Annotated in this window: 21 protein-coding genes; 7 read left to right on the forward strand and 14 right to left on the reverse strand. The window is 66.4% G+C overall.

Annotated features, from left to right (window positions below; genetic code table 11):
- Positions 1-14: 14 nt before the first annotated feature.
- Both ACVOMC_RS13025 and ACVOMC_RS13030 read right to left on the reverse strand, forming a co-directional pair.
- Positions 15-848, reverse strand: a complete 834-nt coding sequence (locus ACVOMC_RS13025; protein ID WP_054657918.1) for a DUF3298 and DUF4163 domain-containing protein — start codon at positions 846-848, stop codon at positions 15-17.
- 56 nt (positions 849-904) lie between these two features.
- Positions 905-1,198, reverse strand: coding sequence for a GNAT family N-acetyltransferase (locus ACVOMC_RS13030; protein ID WP_054657916.1), 294 nt, complete (start codon positions 1,196-1,198; stop codon positions 905-907).
- A gap of 206 nt (positions 1,199-1,404) precedes the next feature.
- On the opposite strand from ACVOMC_RS13030, the gene ACVOMC_RS13035 reads away from it, so the two are divergent.
- Positions 1,405-1,563, forward strand: coding sequence for a hypothetical protein (locus ACVOMC_RS13035; protein ID WP_172675043.1), 159 nt, complete (start codon positions 1,405-1,407; stop codon positions 1,561-1,563).
- 143 nt (positions 1,564-1,706) lie between these two features.
- Here the strand turns inward: ACVOMC_RS13035 and ACVOMC_RS13040 are convergent, their stop codons facing one another.
- Both ACVOMC_RS13040 and ACVOMC_RS13045 read right to left on the reverse strand, forming a co-directional pair.
- A complete protein-coding gene (locus ACVOMC_RS13040; protein WP_089153133.1) occupies positions 1,707-2,324 on the reverse strand; it encodes a rhomboid family intramembrane serine protease in 618 nt (205 codons plus the stop codon).
- Positions 2,325-2,326: 2 nt separating this feature from the next.
- Positions 2,327-3,895 carry a POT-type proton-dependent oligopeptide transporter gene (locus ACVOMC_RS13045; RefSeq protein ID WP_054657912.1) on the reverse strand — a complete coding sequence of 523 codons (1,569 nt, stop codon included), beginning with the start codon at positions 3,893-3,895 and terminating at the stop codon, positions 2,327-2,329.
- 159 nt (positions 3,896-4,054) lie between these two features.
- On the opposite strand from ACVOMC_RS13045, the gene ACVOMC_RS13050 reads away from it, so the two are divergent.
- The gene (locus tag ACVOMC_RS13050; RefSeq protein WP_481524295.1) at positions 4,055-5,824 is read left to right on the forward strand and encodes a M14 family metallopeptidase; all 1,770 of its coding nucleotides are present in this window, start codon (positions 4,055-4,057) and stop codon (positions 5,822-5,824) included.
- A gap of 64 nt (positions 5,825-5,888) precedes the next feature.
- On the forward strand, positions 5,889-6,701 hold the full coding sequence (locus tag ACVOMC_RS13055) for an endonuclease/exonuclease/phosphatase family protein (RefSeq protein WP_481524296.1): 813 nt from the start codon (positions 5,889-5,891) through the stop codon (positions 6,699-6,701).
- 74 nt (positions 6,702-6,775) lie between these two features.
- Here the strand turns inward: ACVOMC_RS13055 and ACVOMC_RS13060 are convergent, their stop codons facing one another.
- Positions 6,776-7,387: a superoxide dismutase gene (locus ACVOMC_RS13060; RefSeq protein ID WP_054659749.1), complete on the reverse strand. Its 612-nt coding sequence runs from the start codon at positions 7,385-7,387 to the stop codon at positions 6,776-6,778.
- A 269-nt stretch (positions 7,388-7,656) separates the two neighbouring features.
- On the opposite strand from ACVOMC_RS13060, the gene ACVOMC_RS13065 reads away from it, so the two are divergent.
- Both ACVOMC_RS13065 and ACVOMC_RS13070 read left to right on the forward strand, forming a co-directional pair.
- On the forward strand, positions 7,657-8,121 hold the full coding sequence (locus tag ACVOMC_RS13065; protein WP_481524297.1) for a guanyl-specific ribonuclease: 465 nt from the start codon (positions 7,657-7,659) through the stop codon (positions 8,119-8,121).
- Positions 8,118-8,564, forward strand: a complete 447-nt coding sequence (locus tag ACVOMC_RS13070) for a barstar family protein (protein WP_481524298.1) — start codon at positions 8,118-8,120, stop codon at positions 8,562-8,564. The genes ACVOMC_RS13065 and ACVOMC_RS13070 overlap by 4 nt, the downstream gene beginning before the upstream one ends.
- A 6-nt stretch (positions 8,565-8,570) precedes the next feature.
- On the opposite strand, the gene ACVOMC_RS13075 is transcribed toward ACVOMC_RS13070, so the two are convergent.
- The 3 genes from ACVOMC_RS13075 to ACVOMC_RS13085 form a co-directional block, all read right to left on the reverse strand.
- Positions 8,571-9,098: an SRPBCC family protein gene (locus ACVOMC_RS13075; protein WP_481524299.1), complete on the reverse strand. Its 528-nt coding sequence runs from the start codon at positions 9,096-9,098 to the stop codon at positions 8,571-8,573.
- A 64-nt stretch (positions 9,099-9,162) separates the two neighbouring features.
- Entirely contained in the window at positions 9,163-11,058 is a 1,896-nt protein-coding gene (locus ACVOMC_RS13080) for an ATP-binding cassette domain-containing protein (protein ID WP_481524300.1), read from the reverse strand.
- A 37-nt stretch (positions 11,059-11,095) separates the two neighbouring features.
- Complete coding sequence (locus ACVOMC_RS13085; protein WP_481524301.1) at positions 11,096-12,001, reverse strand: LysR family transcriptional regulator; 906 nt, start codon at positions 11,999-12,001, stop codon at positions 11,096-11,098.
- 97 nt (positions 12,002-12,098) lie between these two features.
- Between ACVOMC_RS13085 and ACVOMC_RS13090 the strand changes: the two genes are divergently transcribed.
- Positions 12,099-13,133, forward strand: a complete 1,035-nt coding sequence (locus tag ACVOMC_RS13090; RefSeq protein ID WP_481524302.1) for a YeiH family protein — start codon at positions 12,099-12,101, stop codon at positions 13,131-13,133.
- A 46-nt stretch (positions 13,134-13,179) separates the two neighbouring features.
- On the forward strand, positions 13,180-14,556 hold the full coding sequence (dbpA, locus tag ACVOMC_RS13095) for an ATP-dependent RNA helicase DbpA (protein ID WP_057506003.1): 1,377 nt from the start codon (positions 13,180-13,182) through the stop codon (positions 14,554-14,556).
- 253 nt (positions 14,557-14,809) lie between these two features.
- Here the strand turns inward: dbpA and ACVOMC_RS13100 are convergent, their stop codons facing one another.
- The 6 genes from ACVOMC_RS13100 to ACVOMC_RS13125 all read right to left on the reverse strand — a co-directional run bounded on the left by ACVOMC_RS13100 (position 14,810) and on the right by ACVOMC_RS13125 (position 19,154).
- Positions 14,810-15,142: a hypothetical protein gene (locus ACVOMC_RS13100; protein WP_054660457.1), complete on the reverse strand. Its 333-nt coding sequence runs from the start codon at positions 15,140-15,142 to the stop codon at positions 14,810-14,812.
- Positions 15,142-15,930: a thioesterase family protein gene (locus ACVOMC_RS13105; protein ID WP_481524303.1), complete on the reverse strand. Its 789-nt coding sequence runs from the start codon at positions 15,928-15,930 to the stop codon at positions 15,142-15,144. Before ACVOMC_RS13105 ends, ACVOMC_RS13100 begins: the two co-directional genes overlap by 1 nt.
- 29 nt (positions 15,931-15,959) lie before the next feature.
- Complete coding sequence (locus tag ACVOMC_RS13110; protein WP_054660453.1) at positions 15,960-16,490, reverse strand: adenine phosphoribosyltransferase; 531 nt, start codon at positions 16,488-16,490, stop codon at positions 15,960-15,962.
- 21 nt (positions 16,491-16,511) lie between these two features.
- Positions 16,512-18,074, reverse strand: coding sequence for a protein adenylyltransferase SelO (locus ACVOMC_RS13115; RefSeq protein ID WP_481524304.1), 1,563 nt, complete (start codon positions 18,072-18,074; stop codon positions 16,512-16,514).
- Positions 18,075-18,111: 37 nt separating this feature from the next.
- The gene (locus tag ACVOMC_RS13120; RefSeq protein ID WP_054659639.1) at positions 18,112-18,804 is read right to left on the reverse strand and encodes a glutathione S-transferase; all 693 of its coding nucleotides are present in this window, start codon (positions 18,802-18,804) and stop codon (positions 18,112-18,114) included.
- A 140-nt stretch (positions 18,805-18,944) separates the two neighbouring features.
- Complete coding sequence (locus tag ACVOMC_RS13125; RefSeq protein WP_054659637.1) at positions 18,945-19,154, reverse strand: cold-shock protein; 210 nt, start codon at positions 19,152-19,154, stop codon at positions 18,945-18,947.
- Between the last annotated feature and the right edge of the window lie 231 nt (positions 19,155-19,385).

A 19,385-nucleotide genomic window follows, 5' to 3' on the forward strand; every position in this document is an offset into this window, starting at 1 on the left:
GGCACTCCACGGTTCTACGGCTGTGCGAAAAGCCCCCGGTACTCGGCCGCCACGTGTGGCAGCAACACCGCCGCCGGCACATCCACGCTCTGGGTACCGTCCGAATACGGTCCTACCTGATACGGGGGAAACACGAAACGCAGGGCGCCGATCTTGCCGGCGCCATCGAGCACCGGCTGGAACTGGCTGAAATTGACCGCCTCAGCGCCGGTGCCGTCATCGATCATCTTGGAAAGGACACGGATCTGCCGCTGTTGCTCGTCCGGGTCCAGATCCTCGCCCGGCACGCGGGCCATGGCCTGCTCCAGCAGCTTTTCCCGACTGTACTCGCTGATCGCCTGCCACCCTTTGGCGCCGGTGATCAGCTGCTCGGCGGCAAGGGCCTGCTGCTTTTCCGGCAGCCACACGAAGCGCGCGACCAGCGGCTGGCCATGGGCGCCACCGGTATAGCTGCTGCCCTCGGCCGACACGGCCACCACCGCCGGTGTATCGACCAGCATGTCGAAGGCCAGCGACAGTTCGTACGGCGCCGTCGGCTTGTCGTTGCCCAGCGCGCCCACTGCCTTCAGCAGCTCGGCACGGGTATGCTCGGCATACTCCACCAGCGCTGCCGCCAGCCCCGGGTACTTGGCCGCGGCCGGCGGGTAGCTGATTCCGATGACATGGCTGGGGGTGTTCTCGATGACATCGCGCATCTCCACCGGGGCAGGCGCCTGCGGGGAAGCTGCATCGGCAACCTCGGCGACGGCCGTGTCGGGCGTGGCGGTGGCCGGCTCATCGTTCTTGCATCCGGCAAGTACCAGCAGCATCAACGCTGCGGCATACGTTCCCTGTCCAAACCTGTTCATCGTTTCTCTGTCCTCAAAAATGCCGCGACGTGGGGCCGGGCTCCGTGCTGTGCGGATTATCCGCGCAGGTCGGCATATTCTCCATGACGCCGCATGAAAGCCGCTGCATAGGTGCAGGCGGGGATCACCTTCCACCCCTGCGCACGGGCGTGATCCAACGCCGCCCGGGTCAGCGTCCCGGCGATACCGCGGCCACCGATCGCCTCCGGCACACCGGTATGGGTGATGACCATGCCGCCCTCCTCCAGCCGGTACTCCAGCACCGCCACGTGGCCGTCCACGAGCAGTTCGAAGCGGTGGTTGGCGGCATCCAGGACAACGTCCTGCGGGCGCGGGGAGAGATCGGACATGGGCGAGGCTCTTGAGGGCTGGCCCATTCTGCCCGGTAAAAACACCGGTGTGACGTGAAAGGCCGGGGCGGTGCGGGCGCACCGCGTCACTTTCTGCCCCAATCTTCGCAAAACGCGGGGCAACGGGGGCCATTTCGGCCCTCCAACAGTTGGCATGGCGTTTGCAGCTCTCCAGGAAACGACATACTCAACCGGAGATGCCCGCCATGTACGACCTCGACCGTTCCATCCCGGCCAACGACCACGACGCCACCCTGCTGGAAGGCCTGTTCCAACTGGCCGTCGCCGGCGAAACCGAAGGCTGGCAGTTCGACAGGATCGATACCGAAGTGTATTCGCGCCTGCTCACCACCTATAACGCCTGATCGCCCAAGGCGCTCCTGCCGCCGGAATCGCCCAGACCAGGACGACTCCACCGGCGAGAAGGCAAACAGAAAAGGCCGCCCCAGGGCGGCCTTTTCGTTTCCCTACGCCCCCGGCCATCCGGTGCGGCGACGTTTTGAGCTACTCAGCCGAAGCGCGGGTTCATCAGTTCCTGCAGGAACACCTGCAGCAGCCGCGGCTCCATGCACAGCATGAACAGCACCCCGAACGCGGCGCCGGCCAGATGCGCGCTGTGGTTGATGCGGTCACCGCCCTTCCTGTCCATCCAGAGGCTGTAGCCGACGTAGAACACGGCATAGAGGATCGCCGGCGCGGGGATGAAGAACACGAAGATCAGCGACCACGGCGAGACCAGGATGAAGGCGAACAGCACCGCCGACACCGCGCCGGACGCCCCCAGGCTCAGGTAATTCGGATTCTTCTGGTTCTTCAGGTAGCTGGGCAGGATGGAAACCACCAGCGCCAGCAGATAGAACACCAGATACACCCACCATTGCCCGGTGATCCGCAGCATCAGCCCTTCGATCATCCGGCCGAAGAAGAACAGCGTGACCATGTTGAAGATCAGATGGGCGAAATCGGCATGGATGAAGCCGTAGGTCACCAGCCGGTCGTACTGTTTGTGCCTGTCGATGGCCGGCGGCCACAGGATCAGCCGGTCGGCCAGCTTGCGGTTGGAAAACGCCATCCACGACACCAAGCCGGTGATGGCGATCAGAAGCAGGGTTATCGGTCCTTGCATGCTCATGCCGCCCGGTAGTTGTCGACCATCCTGTAACGCCGCGCGTACAGGCCGAAGGCCAGCGCCGCGATGAAGGCGAAACCGGCGAAGAAGAACATCAGGAACGCCGTCTCGCTCAACCCAGTGGTGGCGATGCGGTCGGTCACCGCCGCATTGCGCACCGCCGCGTTGGACAGCAACACCCACAGGTTGCCGATGGTGGTGGTCAGGTTCCAGAAGCTCATCACCACCCCCTTCATCGAGGCCGGCGCCTGGCTGTAGGCGAATTCCAGGCCGGTGGCCGAAACCAGTACCTCGCCGAAGGTCAGCAGCGCATACGGCAGGATCTGCCAGAAGATCGACATCGCGCTGCCGCCGTCCATCACCACTTGGATACCGCCGATCACGATCCACGCCAGGCCGCTGAAAGCGATACCGGCGGTCATCCGCCGCAGCGCGGTCGGCTCGATGCCGAAGCGGCGCAGCGCCGGATACAGCACCAGGTTGTTGAACGGGATCAGGATCATCACCAGCAGCGGGTTCAGCGCCTGCATCTGCGAGGCGGTGAACCAGCTGGGCATGCTCATCTGCTGGCCCTGCAGCACCCAGGTCGAGGCCTTCTGGTCGAACAGCGAGAAGAACGGCGTGGTCAGGGCGAAGATCACCAGCACCTTGAGCACCGAACGCACGCCCTCCACCGCCATTTCCGGATGCACGCCGCGGGCGCGCTCCAGCTGCAGCATGGTGCCGCCGCCGATACCGGCCAGCACCGCCACCAGCGCCAGACACAGGCAGATCACGATGCCCAGACTCGGCACCAGCGCGAACGACGCCGCCGCCAGCACCACGCCCAGCACCGCCACGACCAGCCCCGGGCGCCCATGGCCCGGCACCTTCGCCAGCAGCGCAGTGCGCACCACGTTTCCGAAGGAATGCGGATCCTTCGGCGGCAGCGGCACCAGCACGTACTTCTTGCGGCCCAGCCAGAACACGAAGGTCGCCACGAACATCAGGATGCCCGGGATACCGAACGCCCACTGCGGGCCGAGGTTCTTGAGCGCCAGCGGAATCAGCAGCGAGGCGAACAGCGAGCCGAAATTGATGATCCAGTAGAAGGCATCAAAGACGATCTTGGCCAGATGCTTGTTGCTCTGGTTGAACTGGTCGCCCATGAACGAGGCCACCAGCGGCTTGATGCCACCGGCGCCGAGCGCGATGAGGCCCAGCCCCACGAAGAAGCCCTGCCGGCTGTCCTCGAACAGCGCCAGACAGGCGTGGCCGGCACAGTAGATCAGGCTGAACCACAGGATGGTGTGGTACTTGCCGAAGAACTTGTCGGCCAACCAGCCACCGAGCAGCGGGAAGAAATACACGCCGATCATGAAGCTGTGCATGATGTCCTTGGCCTCGCCTGCGCGCGCCTCGGAGGTGATCTCCTGCAACAGCAGCGAGGTGATCAGGAACTGCACCAGGATGTTGCGCATCCCGTAAAAGCTGAAGCGCTCGCACGCCTCGTTGCCAATGATGTAGCCGATCTGGCGGGGCATCCGTGCCGTGGAATCAGGCATTGCTGCCTCGGTACTGGTCGTCATCTAGGGGCGATCCTGCGATACATAAGGTTGCAAGCGTAACCCAACCGGTTACCCGCGCGTCCATAGCGGAGGTGGCGCAAAGCCATCTGCCGGATGGCAGGTACACCCTGCGCGTCCGGCATGCTTTCATGCCCCTTCCATCGGCCCTGAAGCTCCATCATGCCCACTGTCTCCCGCCTGCTGCTGTCCTGCCTGTTGTTGTCCTCGCCGGCAATGGCGGCCCCTGCGACGCCGTTGAGCACGCTGGCCGAGCAGTCCGGCTTCCAGCGCACCGGCCGCTATGACGAAGTCCTGGCGCTGTGCACCGCCTTCGCAGAGCGCTATCCGCAGCAGGTACGCTGCGAGGACTTCGGCACCTCGCCCGAAGGACGGCCGATGAAGGTGCTGATCGCCTCGACCGCTGGCGCGCTGGATCCGCAAACCGCCAGCGCGCGCAAGCTGCCGGTGGTGCTGATCCAGGGCGGCATCCATGCCGGCGAAATCGATGGCAAGGACGCCGGCTTCCTCGCCCTGCGCCAGTTGCTCGACGGTGAGGCCGGCCACCACGCGCTGGACAGGGCGGTGCTGCTGTTCGTGCCGGTATTCAATGTCGATGGCCATGAGCGCTTCGGTGCCTGGAACCGGCCCAACCAGCGCGGCCCGGAGGAAATGGGCTGGCGCACCACCGCGCAGAACCTGAATCTCAACCGCGACTATGTCAAAGCCGACGCCCCGGAAATGCAGGCGATGCTGGCCCTGGTCAACCGCTGGGACCCGCTCATCTACGTGGACCTGCATGCCACCAATGGCGCCCAGTTCCAGCACGACATCTCCATCCAGGTCGAGCCGGTCCACGCCGGCGATCCGCAGTTGCGCTCTACCGGCCGTGCGTTGCGCGACGGGGTGATCGCCGATCTGGCCGCGCAGGGCGCGCTGCCGCTGCCGTACTACCCCTCGTTCGTGGTCAACGACGATCCGGCCTCGGGCTTCGAGGACGGCGTGCCGACGCCGCGCTTTTCCCATGGCTATTTCCAGCTGCGCAACCGCATCGGCGTGCTGGTGGAGACCCATTCGTGGAAGACCTACCCGGTCCGCGTCGGGCTGACCCGCAACACCATCGTCTCGGTGCTGGAACAGAGCGCCCGTCATGGCGCCGGCTGGCGTGCCGAGGCCCTGGCCGCCGACCGCCGCAGCAGCGCGCTGGCCGGCAGCGCGGTGCCATTGGCCTGGGCCACCGGCCCCGAAGCCCATCCCGTCGATTTCCTCGGCTATGCCTATACCCGCACGCCCTCGGAGGTATCCGGCGCGCTGATGACGCGCTATGACGAGACCACCCCGCAGGTCTGGCGCGTACCGATGCGCGACACGATCTCCCCGTCGGTCCAGGTGGTCGCACCACGCGGCGGCTATATCGTGCCGGCCGCCCATGCCGAGGCCGTAGGCGCCAAGCTGCGCCAGCACGGCATCGATTTCCGCACGGTCGCCTCCAGCAAGGAACATCCGCTGCAGACCTTCCGCGCCGGAAAATCGACCCCGGCCGCACAACCGGTGGAAGGTCACCAGCGGCTGCAGGTCAGCGGACAGTGGCAGGAGGAAAAACGCAGCGTGCCGGCCGGCTCGCTGTTCGTGCCGATCGCCCAGCCCAGGGCGCGCCTGGCGATGACGCTGCTCGAACCGCAGGCGCCGGACTCGCTGCTGCAATGGGGCTGGTTCAACAACCAGTTCGAGCGCAAGGAATACATGGAGGACTATGTCGCCGAACAGGTCGCCCGGCAGATGCTCGACGCCGATCCGGAACTGCGCAGCGAGTTCGAGCGCCGCCTGCGCGACGAGCCGGCGTTCGCCGCCGATCCCGCCGCGCGACTGGACTTCTTCTACCGCCGCCACAGCGCCTGGGATGAGCGTTACCAGCTCTATCCGGTGATGCGCAGCGAGGTCAGCGCGTTCTGAGGCCTGCACAGCCCGTCCACGCCGGTGCACGTTAGGATGAAATACGCTCGAATGAATCTGTGCAATGGTGCGCTGGGGCTATCTCGGATTGCTTGTCCTGTCTTTCGCTGGCGCGGCCGAACCGACCGCGCCAGCGCTGAAAGTGGCCACTCTGCGCCTGCCTTCCGAGGCGATGCAGTGGACGGAACAGCGCGAGCGGATTGTCGCGCTGCTTCAGGAACTGCACCCGGATGTGATCGCCGTGCAGCAGGTGCGGCAGTCGCCTGACGTCCCCAATCCCGCCTGCTGGCTGGCCAGCCGCCTGCAATACAACTGCGACTTCATCACCGCCGATCCGCCAAGCCAGCCGCTGCGCCAGGGCAATGTGCTGCTCAGTCGCGACAGCGTGGTCGAAGATGGCATCACCCTGCTGCATGGGGCCAACCAGTTCAGCGCCGCCGGCATGCAACGCCTGCAGCGCGGGTCGAACACGGTGAACGTCTATCTGGTACGGATCCGGCCCGAAAACGACGACGCCAGCGCGCGCGAGCACCAGGCTGCGGACCTGCGCACCTGGATCGCGGCTACCGGTGACGGGTATCCATCGCTGGTGGTCGGCGACTTCTCGGCCTCCACCGGTGAGCTGGTCGAGCAATTGCCCGGGTTCCAGCCCGCACGCAAGAATCCGGCCGCACGCCGCAGCGAGGCGATCCCCGGTGCGCCATCCGGCCACGGCATGGATGTGCTCTACCAGGTGCGACGGTTCGCGGATGTGGCCCAGCAGATGGTGCGGCTGACTTCCGGGGAGGATGGCCCCGCCAACCCGCGGCCGCTGGGGCTGATGGTCACCGTCCGGCTGATCGAGCCTGACGACGCCGCTACACAGGACCCTCCCTGAAACGGAAACGGCCGGGCATCACTGCCCGGCCGTTCTGCTCCGCGCGCCGTCGATCACGACGGCGCCGATCGCCCTCAGGCCATCGCAGCGGCGTAACGGCGCTCCACTTCCTGCCAGTTGATCAGGCTGTAGAAGGTTTCAATGAACTCGGCGCGGCGGTTCTGGAACTTCAGGTAGTAGGCGTGTTCCCACACGTCGATGGTCAGCACCGGGGTACGGCCTTCCATCAGCGGGCTTTCCTGGTTGCCGGTCTTCTCGATGACCAGCTTCTTGTCCGCGGTGACACTCAGCCACGCCCAGCCCGAGCCGAACTGGGTCAGCGCGGCCTTGGTGAAATCTTCCTTGAACTTGGCAAAGCCGCCCAGCTGCTCGTCGATCGCCTTGGCCAGCTCGCCCCCCGGGGTGCCGCCGGCGTTCGGGGCGATCACGTCCCAGAACAGCGCGTGGTTGCCGTGGCCGCCGCCCTGGTTGCGCACGCCCTGCTGCAGGTTTTCCGGCAGGGTCTTGACCTTGCGCAGCAGCTCGTCGATCGGCAGGTCCGCGTACTCGGTGCCTTCCAGCAGCGCGTTGAGGTTGTTGACGTAGGTCTGGTGGTGCTTGGAGTGGTGAATCTCCACGGTGGCCGCATCCATGTACGGTTCCAGCGCGTCGTAGGCGTAAGGCAGCTTGGGCAGGGTAAAGGCCATCAGGAATCTCCTTGGGTATGTGCCTGGGGTCTGTGCCCGGCGATGCCGGGCGATGCAGATGCAAGGTCAATGGTAGGCAGGTAGCGGCAACTTACCAAGACCGGTGTAAAGGAAGCTTTGTCCTGTTGCAGCATTCCGACCGATAGGGAACACCTGCACTGCCGTTGTTATTCCCAGGTGAAAGCATGCCGCCGCAGCTTCCGTTCAAAAAAAGCCCGCGCCACACGTGATAATCGAAGCCCTTCGCAGCAACCTGATCCGTCCCGCCGATGCGTAAGCCCGTTCTTCTGTTCGTCGCCCTGTCCCTGCTGGTCGCCGGCCTGTGGGGCATGCACGAAGTGCAGCGTCCGGCGCCGCCGCAGTTCGCCCCTTCACTGAGCAATCCCGCCACAGCTACCGGCGGCGACAGCGGGGAACAGCAAGCCCCGCGCGCGCGCGACGCCTTGCCCGCCTTCCTGCCTTCCGAAGCGCACGCCACCATCGCGCTGATCCAGCGCGGCGGTCCGTATCCACACCGGCAGGACGGCAGCGTGTTCGGCAACCGGGAACAGCGCCTGCCGCAGCGGCCGCGCGGCTATTACCGCGAATACACCGTGGACACGCCCGGCCTGCAGCACCGCGGCGCCAGGCGGATCGTCACCGGCGGCGACCCGCCCGAGGCCTGGTATTACACCGATGACCACTACGACAGTTTCCGCAGCTTTGAAGTCCCCGCCCCCCGGAGTGCGCCATGAGTGACAGCGGTTTCGACATGGGGCTGGACGATGCCAGCCAGGCCGGCGTGTTTGGCGTGGGCGACGGCGATCTGGGCGGATTGGCTGCCGCCGCGCGCGATGCCGGGCTGCGCGTATGCCGGATCGATCTGCAAGCCTGTACCGACAAGCGCACGCTGCTGATGCGCATCGGCACGCAACTGGACTTCCCGACCGGCTGGAGCCGCAACTGGGATGCGCTGTCCGATGCGTTGCGCGACCTGTCCTGGCTGCCGGGCAACGGCTACGCGCTGCTCTTCAACGATGCCGAGGACCTGCGTCAAGCCGGCAGCGGGGATTTCGACACGCTGCTGGACGTGCTCTCCGAAGCCTCGGCCAGCTGGGCCGAGGACAACATTCCGTTCTGGGCGTTTCTGGAACTGGCCGATGGCGGCGCAGCATCCACGGAACCCACCGCCGACTGAGCCGGCTCAGTGCGGTTGCTGCAGCCAGTTGGCCAGACCGGCCAGCTGCTGCGCCTGCACCGTATCCACGACGGGCGCGAGTTTCGCCAGGTCATCCGGGGTATAGCCGCCGGCACGGTAACGCCAGCTCACCCGGGTCGCCGCGCCCTCGGCCTGCAGCGTCCATTCGGCCACGCCATGCAGGCCCATGGCCTGCATCGGCCCCAGACCGCCACTCATGCGCAGGGTCTTGCCCGGGTCGACGAACACCACCTGCAGATGCTGCGCCTGCCGGCCGCCGGCGATTTCGCAGAAGCAGCCGCCGGCGCGCGGGTCGATCGTCAGGGTGGAGGCCGCACCCCACCAGCTGTGGTCCTTGGGCCACCAGTGGTCGATCTGCGCGGTCATCGCCTGCCATACCTGCGCCGGCGATGCCTGGATCAGCACCTGGTTCTCGACCGTGAAACCCGTCGGCGTGCTGTCTTTGACCGCCGCCTGCGCCGAGCCGATCAGGCCCGTCACCATCAGTGCAATACCGGTTGCCGCATAGCGCATGCCCGCGCCCACCTGTAAGGGAAGGCGCCAGCATGCGCGACCGAGGCGAACCCCGGCAAGCAGCTCAGCTGTCCAGTTCCTGCCAGCGCGCGTAGGACGCGTCCAGCTCGGCCTGCACCTTGGACAGCTGCTGCGTATGTGCGGTCACCTCGGCACTGGAACGGGTATAGAACGCCGGATCGTTCATCGCACCGGTCAGGCCTTCCACGTCCATTTCCAGCTGCTCGATCCTGGCCGGCAGCTGCTCCAGCTCGCGCGCATCCTTGAAGCTGAGCTTGCGTTTGGCCGGGGCCGGCGTTTCGGCGGCGACGGGCGCAGCGACCACCGCCGGTGCCGCGGTCGCCGAGGCCTTGGCCACCGCCATCGCACTGGGCGGCGGGGCCGGACGCTGGCGCACCCAGTCGCTGTAACCGCCGACGTATTCGCCGATCACACCATCGCCTTCCATCACCATCGTGGAAGTCACCACGTTGTCGATGAAATCACGGTCGTGGCTGACCAGCAGCAGCGTGCCGGTGTAGTCGCCCAGCAGCTCTTCCAGCAGCTCCAGGGTTTCCACGTCCAGATCGTTGGTCGGTTCGTCCATCACCAGCAGGTTGGACGGCTGCGCGAACAGCTTGGCCAGCAGCAGCCGGTTGCGTTCGCCCCCGGACAGGCGGGTGATCGGCGCACGCGCACGTTCCGGGGTGAACAGGAAATCCTGCAGATAGGCATGAACGTGCTTGCGCTTGCCGTTGAACTCGACGAAATCGGTGCCTTCGGCCACGTTCTCGATCGCGCTCCAGTCCTCGCGCAAGGTGGCGCGGTACTGGTCGAAATAGGCGATCTGCAGATTGGTACCCGGGCGGATCTCGCCCTGCTGCGGCTGCAGTTCGCCCAGCAGCAGCTTCAGCAGCGTGGTCTTGCCGCTGCCGTTGGGGCCGATCAAGCCGATCCGGTCGCCACGCAGGATCACCGTGGAGAAATCGCGCACCATGGTGCGGCTGCCGAAGGCGAAGGACACATCCTTGGCCTCCATCACCTTCTTGCCGGAGTTCTCGGCCTGTGCGGCCTCCATGCGGACGTTGCCGCCCAGCTCGCGCCGCACGCTGCGCTCGTTGCGCATCGCCTTCAGCCGCCGCACGCGGCCTTCATCACGGGTACGACGGGCCTTGATGCCCTGGCGGATCCACACTTCCTCCTGTGCCAGCAGCTTGTCGAAGCGGGCGTTCTCGGCCGCCTGCGCGTTGAGCCGCTCCTCGCGACGACGCTCGTAGTTGGCCCAGTCGCCGGGCCAGCTGGTGACCTGGCCGCGGTCGATCTCGACGATGCGGGTGGCCAACGCGCGCAGGAAGCGGCGGTCATGGGTGACGAACAGCACGCTGCCGCTCCAGCCCTTGAGGAACATTTCCAGCCAGTCGATGGCTTCAATGTCCAGGTGGTTGGTCGGCTCGTCCAGCAACAGCAAGTCCGGGGAAGACACCAGCGCACGCGCCAGCAGCACGCGGCGCTTCATGCCTCCGGACAGCCGCGCGAATTCGGCGTCGCCGTCCAGATCCAGCTTGGTCAGGGTTTCGGCCACGCGCTGGTCCAGCCCCCAGCCGTCGGCGGCATCGATCTTGGCCTGCACATCGCCCATGGCCTCGCCGTCGAACACCTCGGCATGGCTCAGGCGGTGGAACTCGGCCAGCCAGTGTCCCAACTCACCCAGGCCATCGGCGACCACGTCGAACACACTGCCGGCCGCGCCATGCGGCACTTCCTGCTCCAGTCGCGTGATGCGTACGCCCTGTTGCACGCGCACCTCGCCGTCGTCGGGCTTGATCTCGCCGGCAATCAATTTCATCAATGTGGATTTGCCGGCGCCGTTGCGGCCGATCAGGGCGATACGCTCACCCGGCTCGATCGACAATTCGACTTTTTCCAGCAACAACGGGCCGCCGACGCTGTAGTCGACGTTCTGCAAAGTAATCAAAGGCATGCGCGTATTGTAAGGCCAGTGCCGGGGTTGCAGGCGGTCAGCTGTCGCTGAACACGTCATCCGGCAGGGCCAGCAACCTGCGCAGGCTGTCCGGCACACGCTTGCCGGGGTGCCGTACCGCCCACAGCTGGCGGGTCAGCGGCGGCAATGGCGTAGCCAGCACCTGCAGCTTGCCCAGCGCGACCAGGTCGGCCACGGTGTGCCGCGACAGGCAGGCCAGCCCCAGTCCGGCGACCGCGCCCTGCTTGATGGCCTCGGTCCCGCCCAGCTGCAGCACGTCGGCAAACCCATGCAGATAGGGCAACAAGGCCTGCTCGGCGGCCTCCCGGGTGCCCGAGCCGGGCTCGCGCATCAGCCAGGTGGCCTGGCGCAGCGCGACCTCCCCGGCCCCCTGCGCCCATTCCGCGGCCTGCGGGTGCCGCGGGCCGTAGACAATCACCAGCTCATCCTCACGCCAGCGCACCAGCTCCAGCCCCGGCTCATGGCAGGGCCCCTCGATCAGGCCGATGTCCACCTGCAGCTGCTGCACGGCCGCGGCCACCTCGCGTGTGTTGCCGATGCTCAGATCGACATGGGCCTGCTCATTGGCATCCTGCAGATCGGCGATCAGCCCCGGCATGAGGTAGTTGCCGATCGTGGTGCTGGCCCCCAGCCGCCAGCGTACCGGCGCTCCGGCTTCACGGCCGGCGCGGAAGCGCCGTTCGATATCGGCCACCGCGGCCAGCACGGCATGCGCCTGCGGCAGCAGCGCCCGGCCATGGCCGTTGAGCACCAGCCGGCGGCCGATCCGGTCGAACAATGCCAGCCCCAGCAGGCTCTCCAGCTCACTCAAGGCGGCACTCACGGCGGATTGCGACAGGCCGATGCTCTCCCCGGCGGCCGTGGTGGTGCCGTTCTCGGCGATGGCGGTGAAGATCTGCAGCTGGCGCAGTGAGAGATGCATGAATCACCCGAAAATCAGGTCGATATTACAAATATAATCCGTTTTACGGATTGGTTTCATTGGATCAAGATGAGCCATCTCCTGATAACCGACCGTTATGAACACTCCCGCCTCTTCACGTATCCCCGGCTTGGTACTGACAGCGGCCGTGGCCGCGTTGTCGATCTGGCTGGGCACATTGCCGTGGATACAGAGCCACGGCATCAGCGCCCTGACCCTGGCCATCGTGATCGGCATCGTGCTGGGCAACTCGATCTACGGTCGCATCGCGCCGCGTACCGCCACTGGCGTGGGCTTTTCCAAGTCCACCCTGCTGCGCGCCGGCATCATCCTCTACGGCCTGCGCCTGACCTTGCAGGACATCGGCCAGGTCGGTACCGCCGGCGTACTGATCGATGCGCTGGTGCTGTGCTCGACCTTCGCCCTGGCCTGGTGGCTGGGTACCCGAGTGCTGGGCATGGACCGCAACCAGGCGCTGCTGATCGGCGCCGGCAGCTCGATCTGCGGTGCGGCGGCGGTGATGGCGGCCGAGCCGGTGGTCAAAGGCCGCGCCGAGCAGGTCGCCGTGGCGGTGGCCACGGTGGTGGTGTTCGGCACCGTGGCGATGTTCCTGTACCCGGCGATCTACCAGTGGGGCCTGGGCGCGGGCTGGATGCCGCTGGATGAAACCGGTTTCGGCATCTTCACCGGCTCCACCGTGCATGAAGTGGCGCAGGTGGTGGCGGCCGGCCGCGCGATCAGCCCCGAGGCTGGCGATGCCGCGGTTATCGCCAAGATGGTGCGGGTGATGATGCTGGCGCCGTTCCTGGTTGGCCTGTCGGCGCTGCTGGCCCGTGGCAAGGGCGCCGCCAAGGGGCAGCGTTCGAAGATCGCCATCCCCTGGTTCGCCTTCGGCTTCGTCGGCATGGTCGCGTTCAACTCGCTGCAGCTGCTACCCGCACCGCTGGTCGGCCTGCTGGTCGAACTGGACACCGCGCTGCTGGCGATGGCGATGGCCGCGCTGGGCCTGACCACCCACGTTTCGGCCCTGCGCCAGGCCGGCGCCAAGCCGATGCTGCTGGCCGCGCTGCTGTTTGTCTGGCTGCTGGCCGGCGGCATGGCGATCAACCTGGGTATCGGTGCCCTGCTCTGAATGCACGGCGGCAGGCACGGTCATGCGGCATCTGCGAAAATGCGGCATGACCGACTTCTCCTCCCTGCCGCTGTCCCCGGCACTCGCACCCGGCATCGACGCGCTGGGCTACACCACGATGACCCCGGTACAGGCGCAGAGCCTGCCGCCGATCCTGGAAGGCCGCGATGTGATCGCCCAGGCCCCGACCGGCAGCGGCAAGACCGCCGCCTTTGGTCTGGGCCTGCTGCACCGGCTCGATCCGGCCACCCTGCGGGTGCAGGCGCTGGTGCTGTGCCCGACCCGCGAACTGGCCGACCAGGTCGGCAAGCAGCTGCGCAAGCTGGCCACCGGCATTCCCAACCTCAAGCTGCTGGTGCTGACCGGCGGCATGCCGCTGGCACCGCAGCTGGCCTCGCTGGAAGTCCATCACCCGCATGTGGTGGTCGGTACGCCCGGACGCATCCAGGAGCTGGCCCGCAAGCGCGCGCTGAACCTGGGCCAGGTGCGCTGCTTCGTGCTGGATGAGGCCGATCGCATGCTGGACATGGGCTTTGAGGAGCCGATCCGCGAGATCGCCGGGCGCACCCACAAGGAACGCCAGAGCCTGCTGTTCTCGGCCACGTTCCCCGAATCGATCCGCGAGCTGGCCCGGGCGCTGCTCAACGAGCCGGTCGAGGTCACCATCGACGGCCAGACCGAGGCGCCGTCCATCCACCAGCTGTTCTTCGAAACCGAGCTGTCCAGCAAGCAGAAGGCGCTGGCCGGCCTGCTGCTCAAGTACACGCCCGAATCGGCGGTGGTGTTCTGCAACACCCGCAAGGACGTGGACGAGGTAGCCAACTCGCTGCGCCAGTTCGGCTTCTCCGCGCTCGCGCTGCATGGCGACATGGAACAGCGTGACCGCGACGAAGTGCTGCTGCAGTTCTCCAACCGCAGCTGCAACGTACTCGTCGCCAGCGATGTGGCCGCCCGCGGACTGGACGTGGAAGACCTGGCAGCCGTGGTCAACTACGAGCTGCCGACCGATATCGACACCTACCAGCACCGCGTCGGCCGTACCGGTCGCGCCGGTCGCAGCGGGCTTGCGCTAAGCCTGGTCACCGGCCGCGAGCGCAGCCGCGCCGACGCGCTGGAAACGGCGCAGGGCAATGCGCTGAACTGGCAGAAGACACCCCTGGCCACCGCCCGCCCGGCACAGCTGCCGCAGGCGGCGATGACCACGCTGCGCATCGACGGCGGCAAGACCGACAAGCTGCGCGCCGGTGACATCCTGGGTGCGCTGACCGGGGAGGCCGGGCTGTCAGCCAGGGCGATCGGAAAGATCGACATTTTCGCCACACGATCCTACGTCGCCATCACCCGCGAGCAGGCCAACAACGCCGTAGCGCGGCTGGAAGCCGGCAAGATCAAAGGCAAGCGTTTCCGCGTACGCAAGATGTAAACAGGCACCGGGGCGTCCGGGCGCGCACGTCTGTTCCCGGCCCGACACCCGCTCTTCCAGCATTGCCGGGTGATACACATGCCACGGAATTTCCGTGGCATGTGGTGTGTACGGTTTGCAGCAGATTCGCCCACCCTTGGCGCCGCCGCACCCGGCAGGGGTATTGGCCGTCAAGGCATCGGCCCGATGTTGCCGGCATTTGTATCGAGCGCACTGACCGCTGGCGACGTCCAGCACAGGTGCCGAACCTGCTTCAGGCATCGGACACGCGAGTCGTCGTCCGAAACGCCGCCGCAACGACCGCCACGCTGGCCGCCAGAAACAGCACCTGCGCCGCCCCCTCGCCCATGCCACGGTGGATCAGCAGCAGGTACATACCGATGCAACTGGCCTGCGCAAATAACGGCCAGGCGACGCGGCGCAGCACACGCCCTGCCAGTATCGCGCTGAGCAGCCAGCCACAGGCAAACGCCAGCGGGTCCAACGGCGGAGCGAATTCATACCTGTTGCAGACGGCGAACCACGCACTCCAGCCAAGCAGCGCCAGCAGCAACGCCAGTCCACCCGACACCCGCGCGGCGCGCATCAGGCAAACACCGCCACACTCTGCCGGCCACGCATCACCACCCGCCCCTGTTCATCCCAGACCTGCATGTCCTGCGACGAGTAACCCTCGCGCGCATGCTGGCTGAAGGAGCGCAGCAGGAACCATTCGCCCTGTGGCGCCGGATCCAGGAGTTCGGCATTCCAGGTGATCGAGCTGATCGGCGCGGCGACGGTGAAGCCGGTGAACGCGGCCGGCGGCATCGCATCGCCCATCGCAATCAGCGCCAAGGCAGGGTCGACCCCGGTGGCATCGCGATGGCGGACCCAGGTCAGCAACTCCGGAATTTCCGCGCCCGATACCGGCATGGCGCCTCCGGCAGGACGCATCTGGAAGTTCCGGGTAAACGCTGGCGCGAACGGCATCGCCGCCATATCCAAATCGCGGTACGCACCAGGCCCCCGGGCCGGCAGCTCGCCACCGAAATCATGCGCAATCGCGCTTTCGCGGGCGCGGCCGAACACCAGCGACAAGCGTGCCGCCAGGGCCTCGTCCTCGTCCGCGTACACATCCACCCCGACATTCACCACCGACCTGCCCTCACGCAGCACCGTCGGCATGAAGCGCAGCAGGCCAGCGGCCGGACCGATGAAGGTCACCTGCATCGAGCGCAACAGCGGCAACGCGCCGGCGTGGCGTTGCATCGCCGCCGCGACACCCAACGCGCTGACAATGCCGCCGTAGGCGGTACGTCCCTGGCGCCAACTGTCGGGGAGCAGCAGCCCTTCTTCTACGTCAAAGCAAGACAGCAGCTCACGCAAGGTCGGCATCGGGAACTCCGCAGACAGGGACAAGGTGTTCAGTAGACCAGCGTAGCGGTCAGCGGCAAACCGTCAGGCCAGCGCTGACGGCCGCCCAGGCCGTCCAGCTCCACCAGTACCGCGCCACCGACAACCTGGGCCTCGAGCAGGGCCGCCAGCTGCAAGGCGGCAAACAAGGTGCCCCCGGTAGCCAGCACGTCGTCCACCAGCAGCACCCGCGCGCCCGGCGGCGTGGCGCCGACGCTGACCTCGATGCGATCGGTGCCGTATTCCAGCGCGTATTCCTGCTTCAACGTCGCACCCGGCAGCTTGCCGGGCTTGCGCACCGGCACAAAGCCCACCCCAAGCTCCAGGGCCAGCGCGGTGCCGAGAATGAAACCGCGCGCCTCCACACCCAGCACCGCATGCAGACCGGCGTCACGCCACGGCGCGGCCATGGCCTGGACGGCCGCACGCAAGCAGGCACCATCACCCAGCAACGGGAGGATGTCCTTGAACAGGATGCCCGGCTTGGGGAAATCGGCGACGTCGCGGATCGCGCGACTCCATTCGGGATAGGCAGAGGTCATAACAATCCAGGGAAAAGGGGTTCAGGAACTGCAGGAGAGCATCGAGCAACCGGCGCGTTCGCGCGCCCATTCCGGGCGCCGGCGGGCATAGGCCTCGCGACCGGGCTGCTCGTCATAAGGATGCCGCATCACTTCCAGCAGCTCCGTGATACCGGCCAGATCGCCCTGTTCGGCAAGGTCGATGGCCTCCTGCGCCAGCCAGTTGCGCAGCACATAGCGCGGATTGGCCGACTGCATCAGGCGGCGACGCTCGGCCATCGGCGGGCCGCCGGCCAGCACCCGCTGGCCATGCCGGCGCAGCCAGTCCTCCAATGCGGGCAGCACATGCGCGCGCGCCTGGGACGAATAGAACGCCTCCTCCAGCGGCGCCAGCGCAGGGGCGGCCGGATCCACCTCCGCCAGCGCCCGGAACGCCAGCGTCATGTCCATCTGCCCGGCATGCAGCAACTGGCGGAACTGCGCCATCAGCAGCTCGTCGCCATCGCGGAACTCCCCCAGCCCCAGCTTGGCGACCAGATGCGCCCGCTCTTCGGCCGCATAACGCTCACCGAAGGCATCCAGCCCCGCCTGCAACGGCGCCACCTCATCAAACAGTGGCCCCAGCGCCTGCGCCAGCCGCACCAGATTCCAGTACGCCACCTGCATCTGCGTGCCGAAACGGTAGCGGCGGCCCTGCGCATCGGTGGTATTGGGCGTCCAGTCAGGGTCGTAGTCCTCCACCCAGCCGTAAGGGCCGTAGTCCAGAGTCAGACCAAGGATGGACATGTTGTCGGTGTTCATCACCCCGTGCACGAAGCCGACCCGCAGCCAGTGCGCGACCATCACCGCGGTGCGCGTGCACACCTGCATGAACCAATCCGCGTAACGCGGCTGACCGGTGCCGCTCAGCTCGGGAAAATCACGGGCAATGCAGAAATCGGCCAATTGCCGCAGCAACGCCGTATCGCCACGCGAGGCCGGCAGCTCGAACGTCCCGAAACGGACGAACGACGGCGCCACCCGGCAGACCACCGCCCCCGGCTCAGGGCGCGGATGACCGTCGTAGAACATGTCGCGCACCACCGGCTCACCGGTCGCCACCAGGCTCAACGCCCGGGTGGTCGGCACCCCCAGATGATGCATGGCCTCCGAACACAGGAACTCGCGGACCGAGGAGCGCAGCACCGCACGACCATCGGCGCCGCGCGAATACGGCGTCGGTCCGGCGCCCTTGAGCTGCAGCTCCCAGCGCCGTCCATCGGCCACCAGCTCGCCCAGCGAAATCGCCCGCCCGTCGCCCAGCTGGCCGGCCCAGTTGCCGAACTGGTGCCCGCCATAGTTCGCCGCCCAAGGCTGCATGCCCTCATACAGTGCGTTGCCGGCAAACACCTCGGCGAACGCCTGGCTGCCGACCTCGGCCGTATCAAAGCCAAGCAATCCCACCACCTCGGCCGAACACGCCAGCAACTGCGGCGCGGCGACCGGGGTCGGCATGACCCGCGACCAGGCCGCTCCCTGTACTTCGCGGCGGCGCGATCCGGCCTCACTGTCGCCGGGAAGCTCGCGCAGGAAGCGGTTGTCAAAGTGCAGGGAGTGGGTGCTCATCGTCTGCAGATGGGGGCGCCACCCGCTGGCTGCAACCTCAGCGGCGGCCAGCGGCCAGATCCAGCCTGCCGCCACGCTCCGCCGCCCGCCGGTAGGCCGGACGCTGTGCGATGCGGGCCAGAAAATCCTGCAATCGCGGATAGGCCTGCAATCCTCCACTACGCGAGGCCGCAGCCTGGATCGGAAAGCTCATCTGGATATCGGCGGCGGTGAACCGCTCGCCGGCAAACCAGCTGGATTGCCCCAGCTCCCGCTCCATCCAATCCAGATGCAACTTGAGCTGCGGGCCAACATACGTCTTCATCACCCGGGCGGCGATGGCACGCGCAACCGGTCGGGCGAAAAACGGCATCGGTGCTTTGCGCAGGCGGGCGAACACCAGGCTCATCAGCAACGGCGGCATCGCCGAACCCTCGGCGTAATGCAACCAGTAGCGATAACGCAGCCGCTCCGGCGCCTGCGCGGGGAAAGGGGCCGGTGACAGCTGCCGGTCCGCGTCGTAACGATCAGCCAGATATTCCAGAATCGCGCCGGACTCGGCCAGGATCAGCGCATCGTCCTGCAGCACCGGCGACTTGCCCAGCGGATGGACATCCCACAACGCCTGCGGCGCCAGCCATGTCTGCGGATCGCGCGCATAGCGCAGCAGCTCGTACGGCAGCCCCAGCTCTTCAAGCATCCACAGCACGCGCAGCGAACGCGAATTCTCCAGATGATGGACCGTGATCATCAGCCATTCCGCAGATTCAAAGCCGCATCCTAACGAGCCCGGCGCAGCGAGAGTGTCACGGCCAACACGCAGACAAAAGAAAACGCCGGAAGCTTGCGCTTCCGGCGTTTTTGGCTACCTTGCGGTGGCTGGCGTCTGAATTAGACGGCCTGCACCTGGTCAGCCTGCATACCCTTCTGGCCCTGCACGGCGACGAAAGTCACCTTCTGGCCTTCCTGCAGCGACTTGAAGCCGTTGCCCTGGATGGCGCGGAAATGCACGAACAGGTCCGGGCCGCTTTCCGGGGTGATGAAGCCGAAGCCCTTGGCGTCGTTGAACCACTTGACGGTGCCGGTCTGACGATCAGACATATACTAACTCCTGAAACATAAGTTGAAATAATCGCAGCCACCGGGTATCGGGGCCGAGACTGAGTTGCAGGCGTTTGGTAAAGCGGATCGATGAGCGGATCGTTGTAGATCAACTGCATCAGGCCACGATTCACGGTGACCCTTGCAAGCACAGTGGGGCAAACGATACGCGGCTTTTCGCCAAAAAGCGACAAAAACCGTATTCAGGTAATCCGATGGATTCAGGCCCCA

The sequence above is a fragment of the Stenotrophomonas sp. STEN014 genome (genome assembly GCF_056760315.1).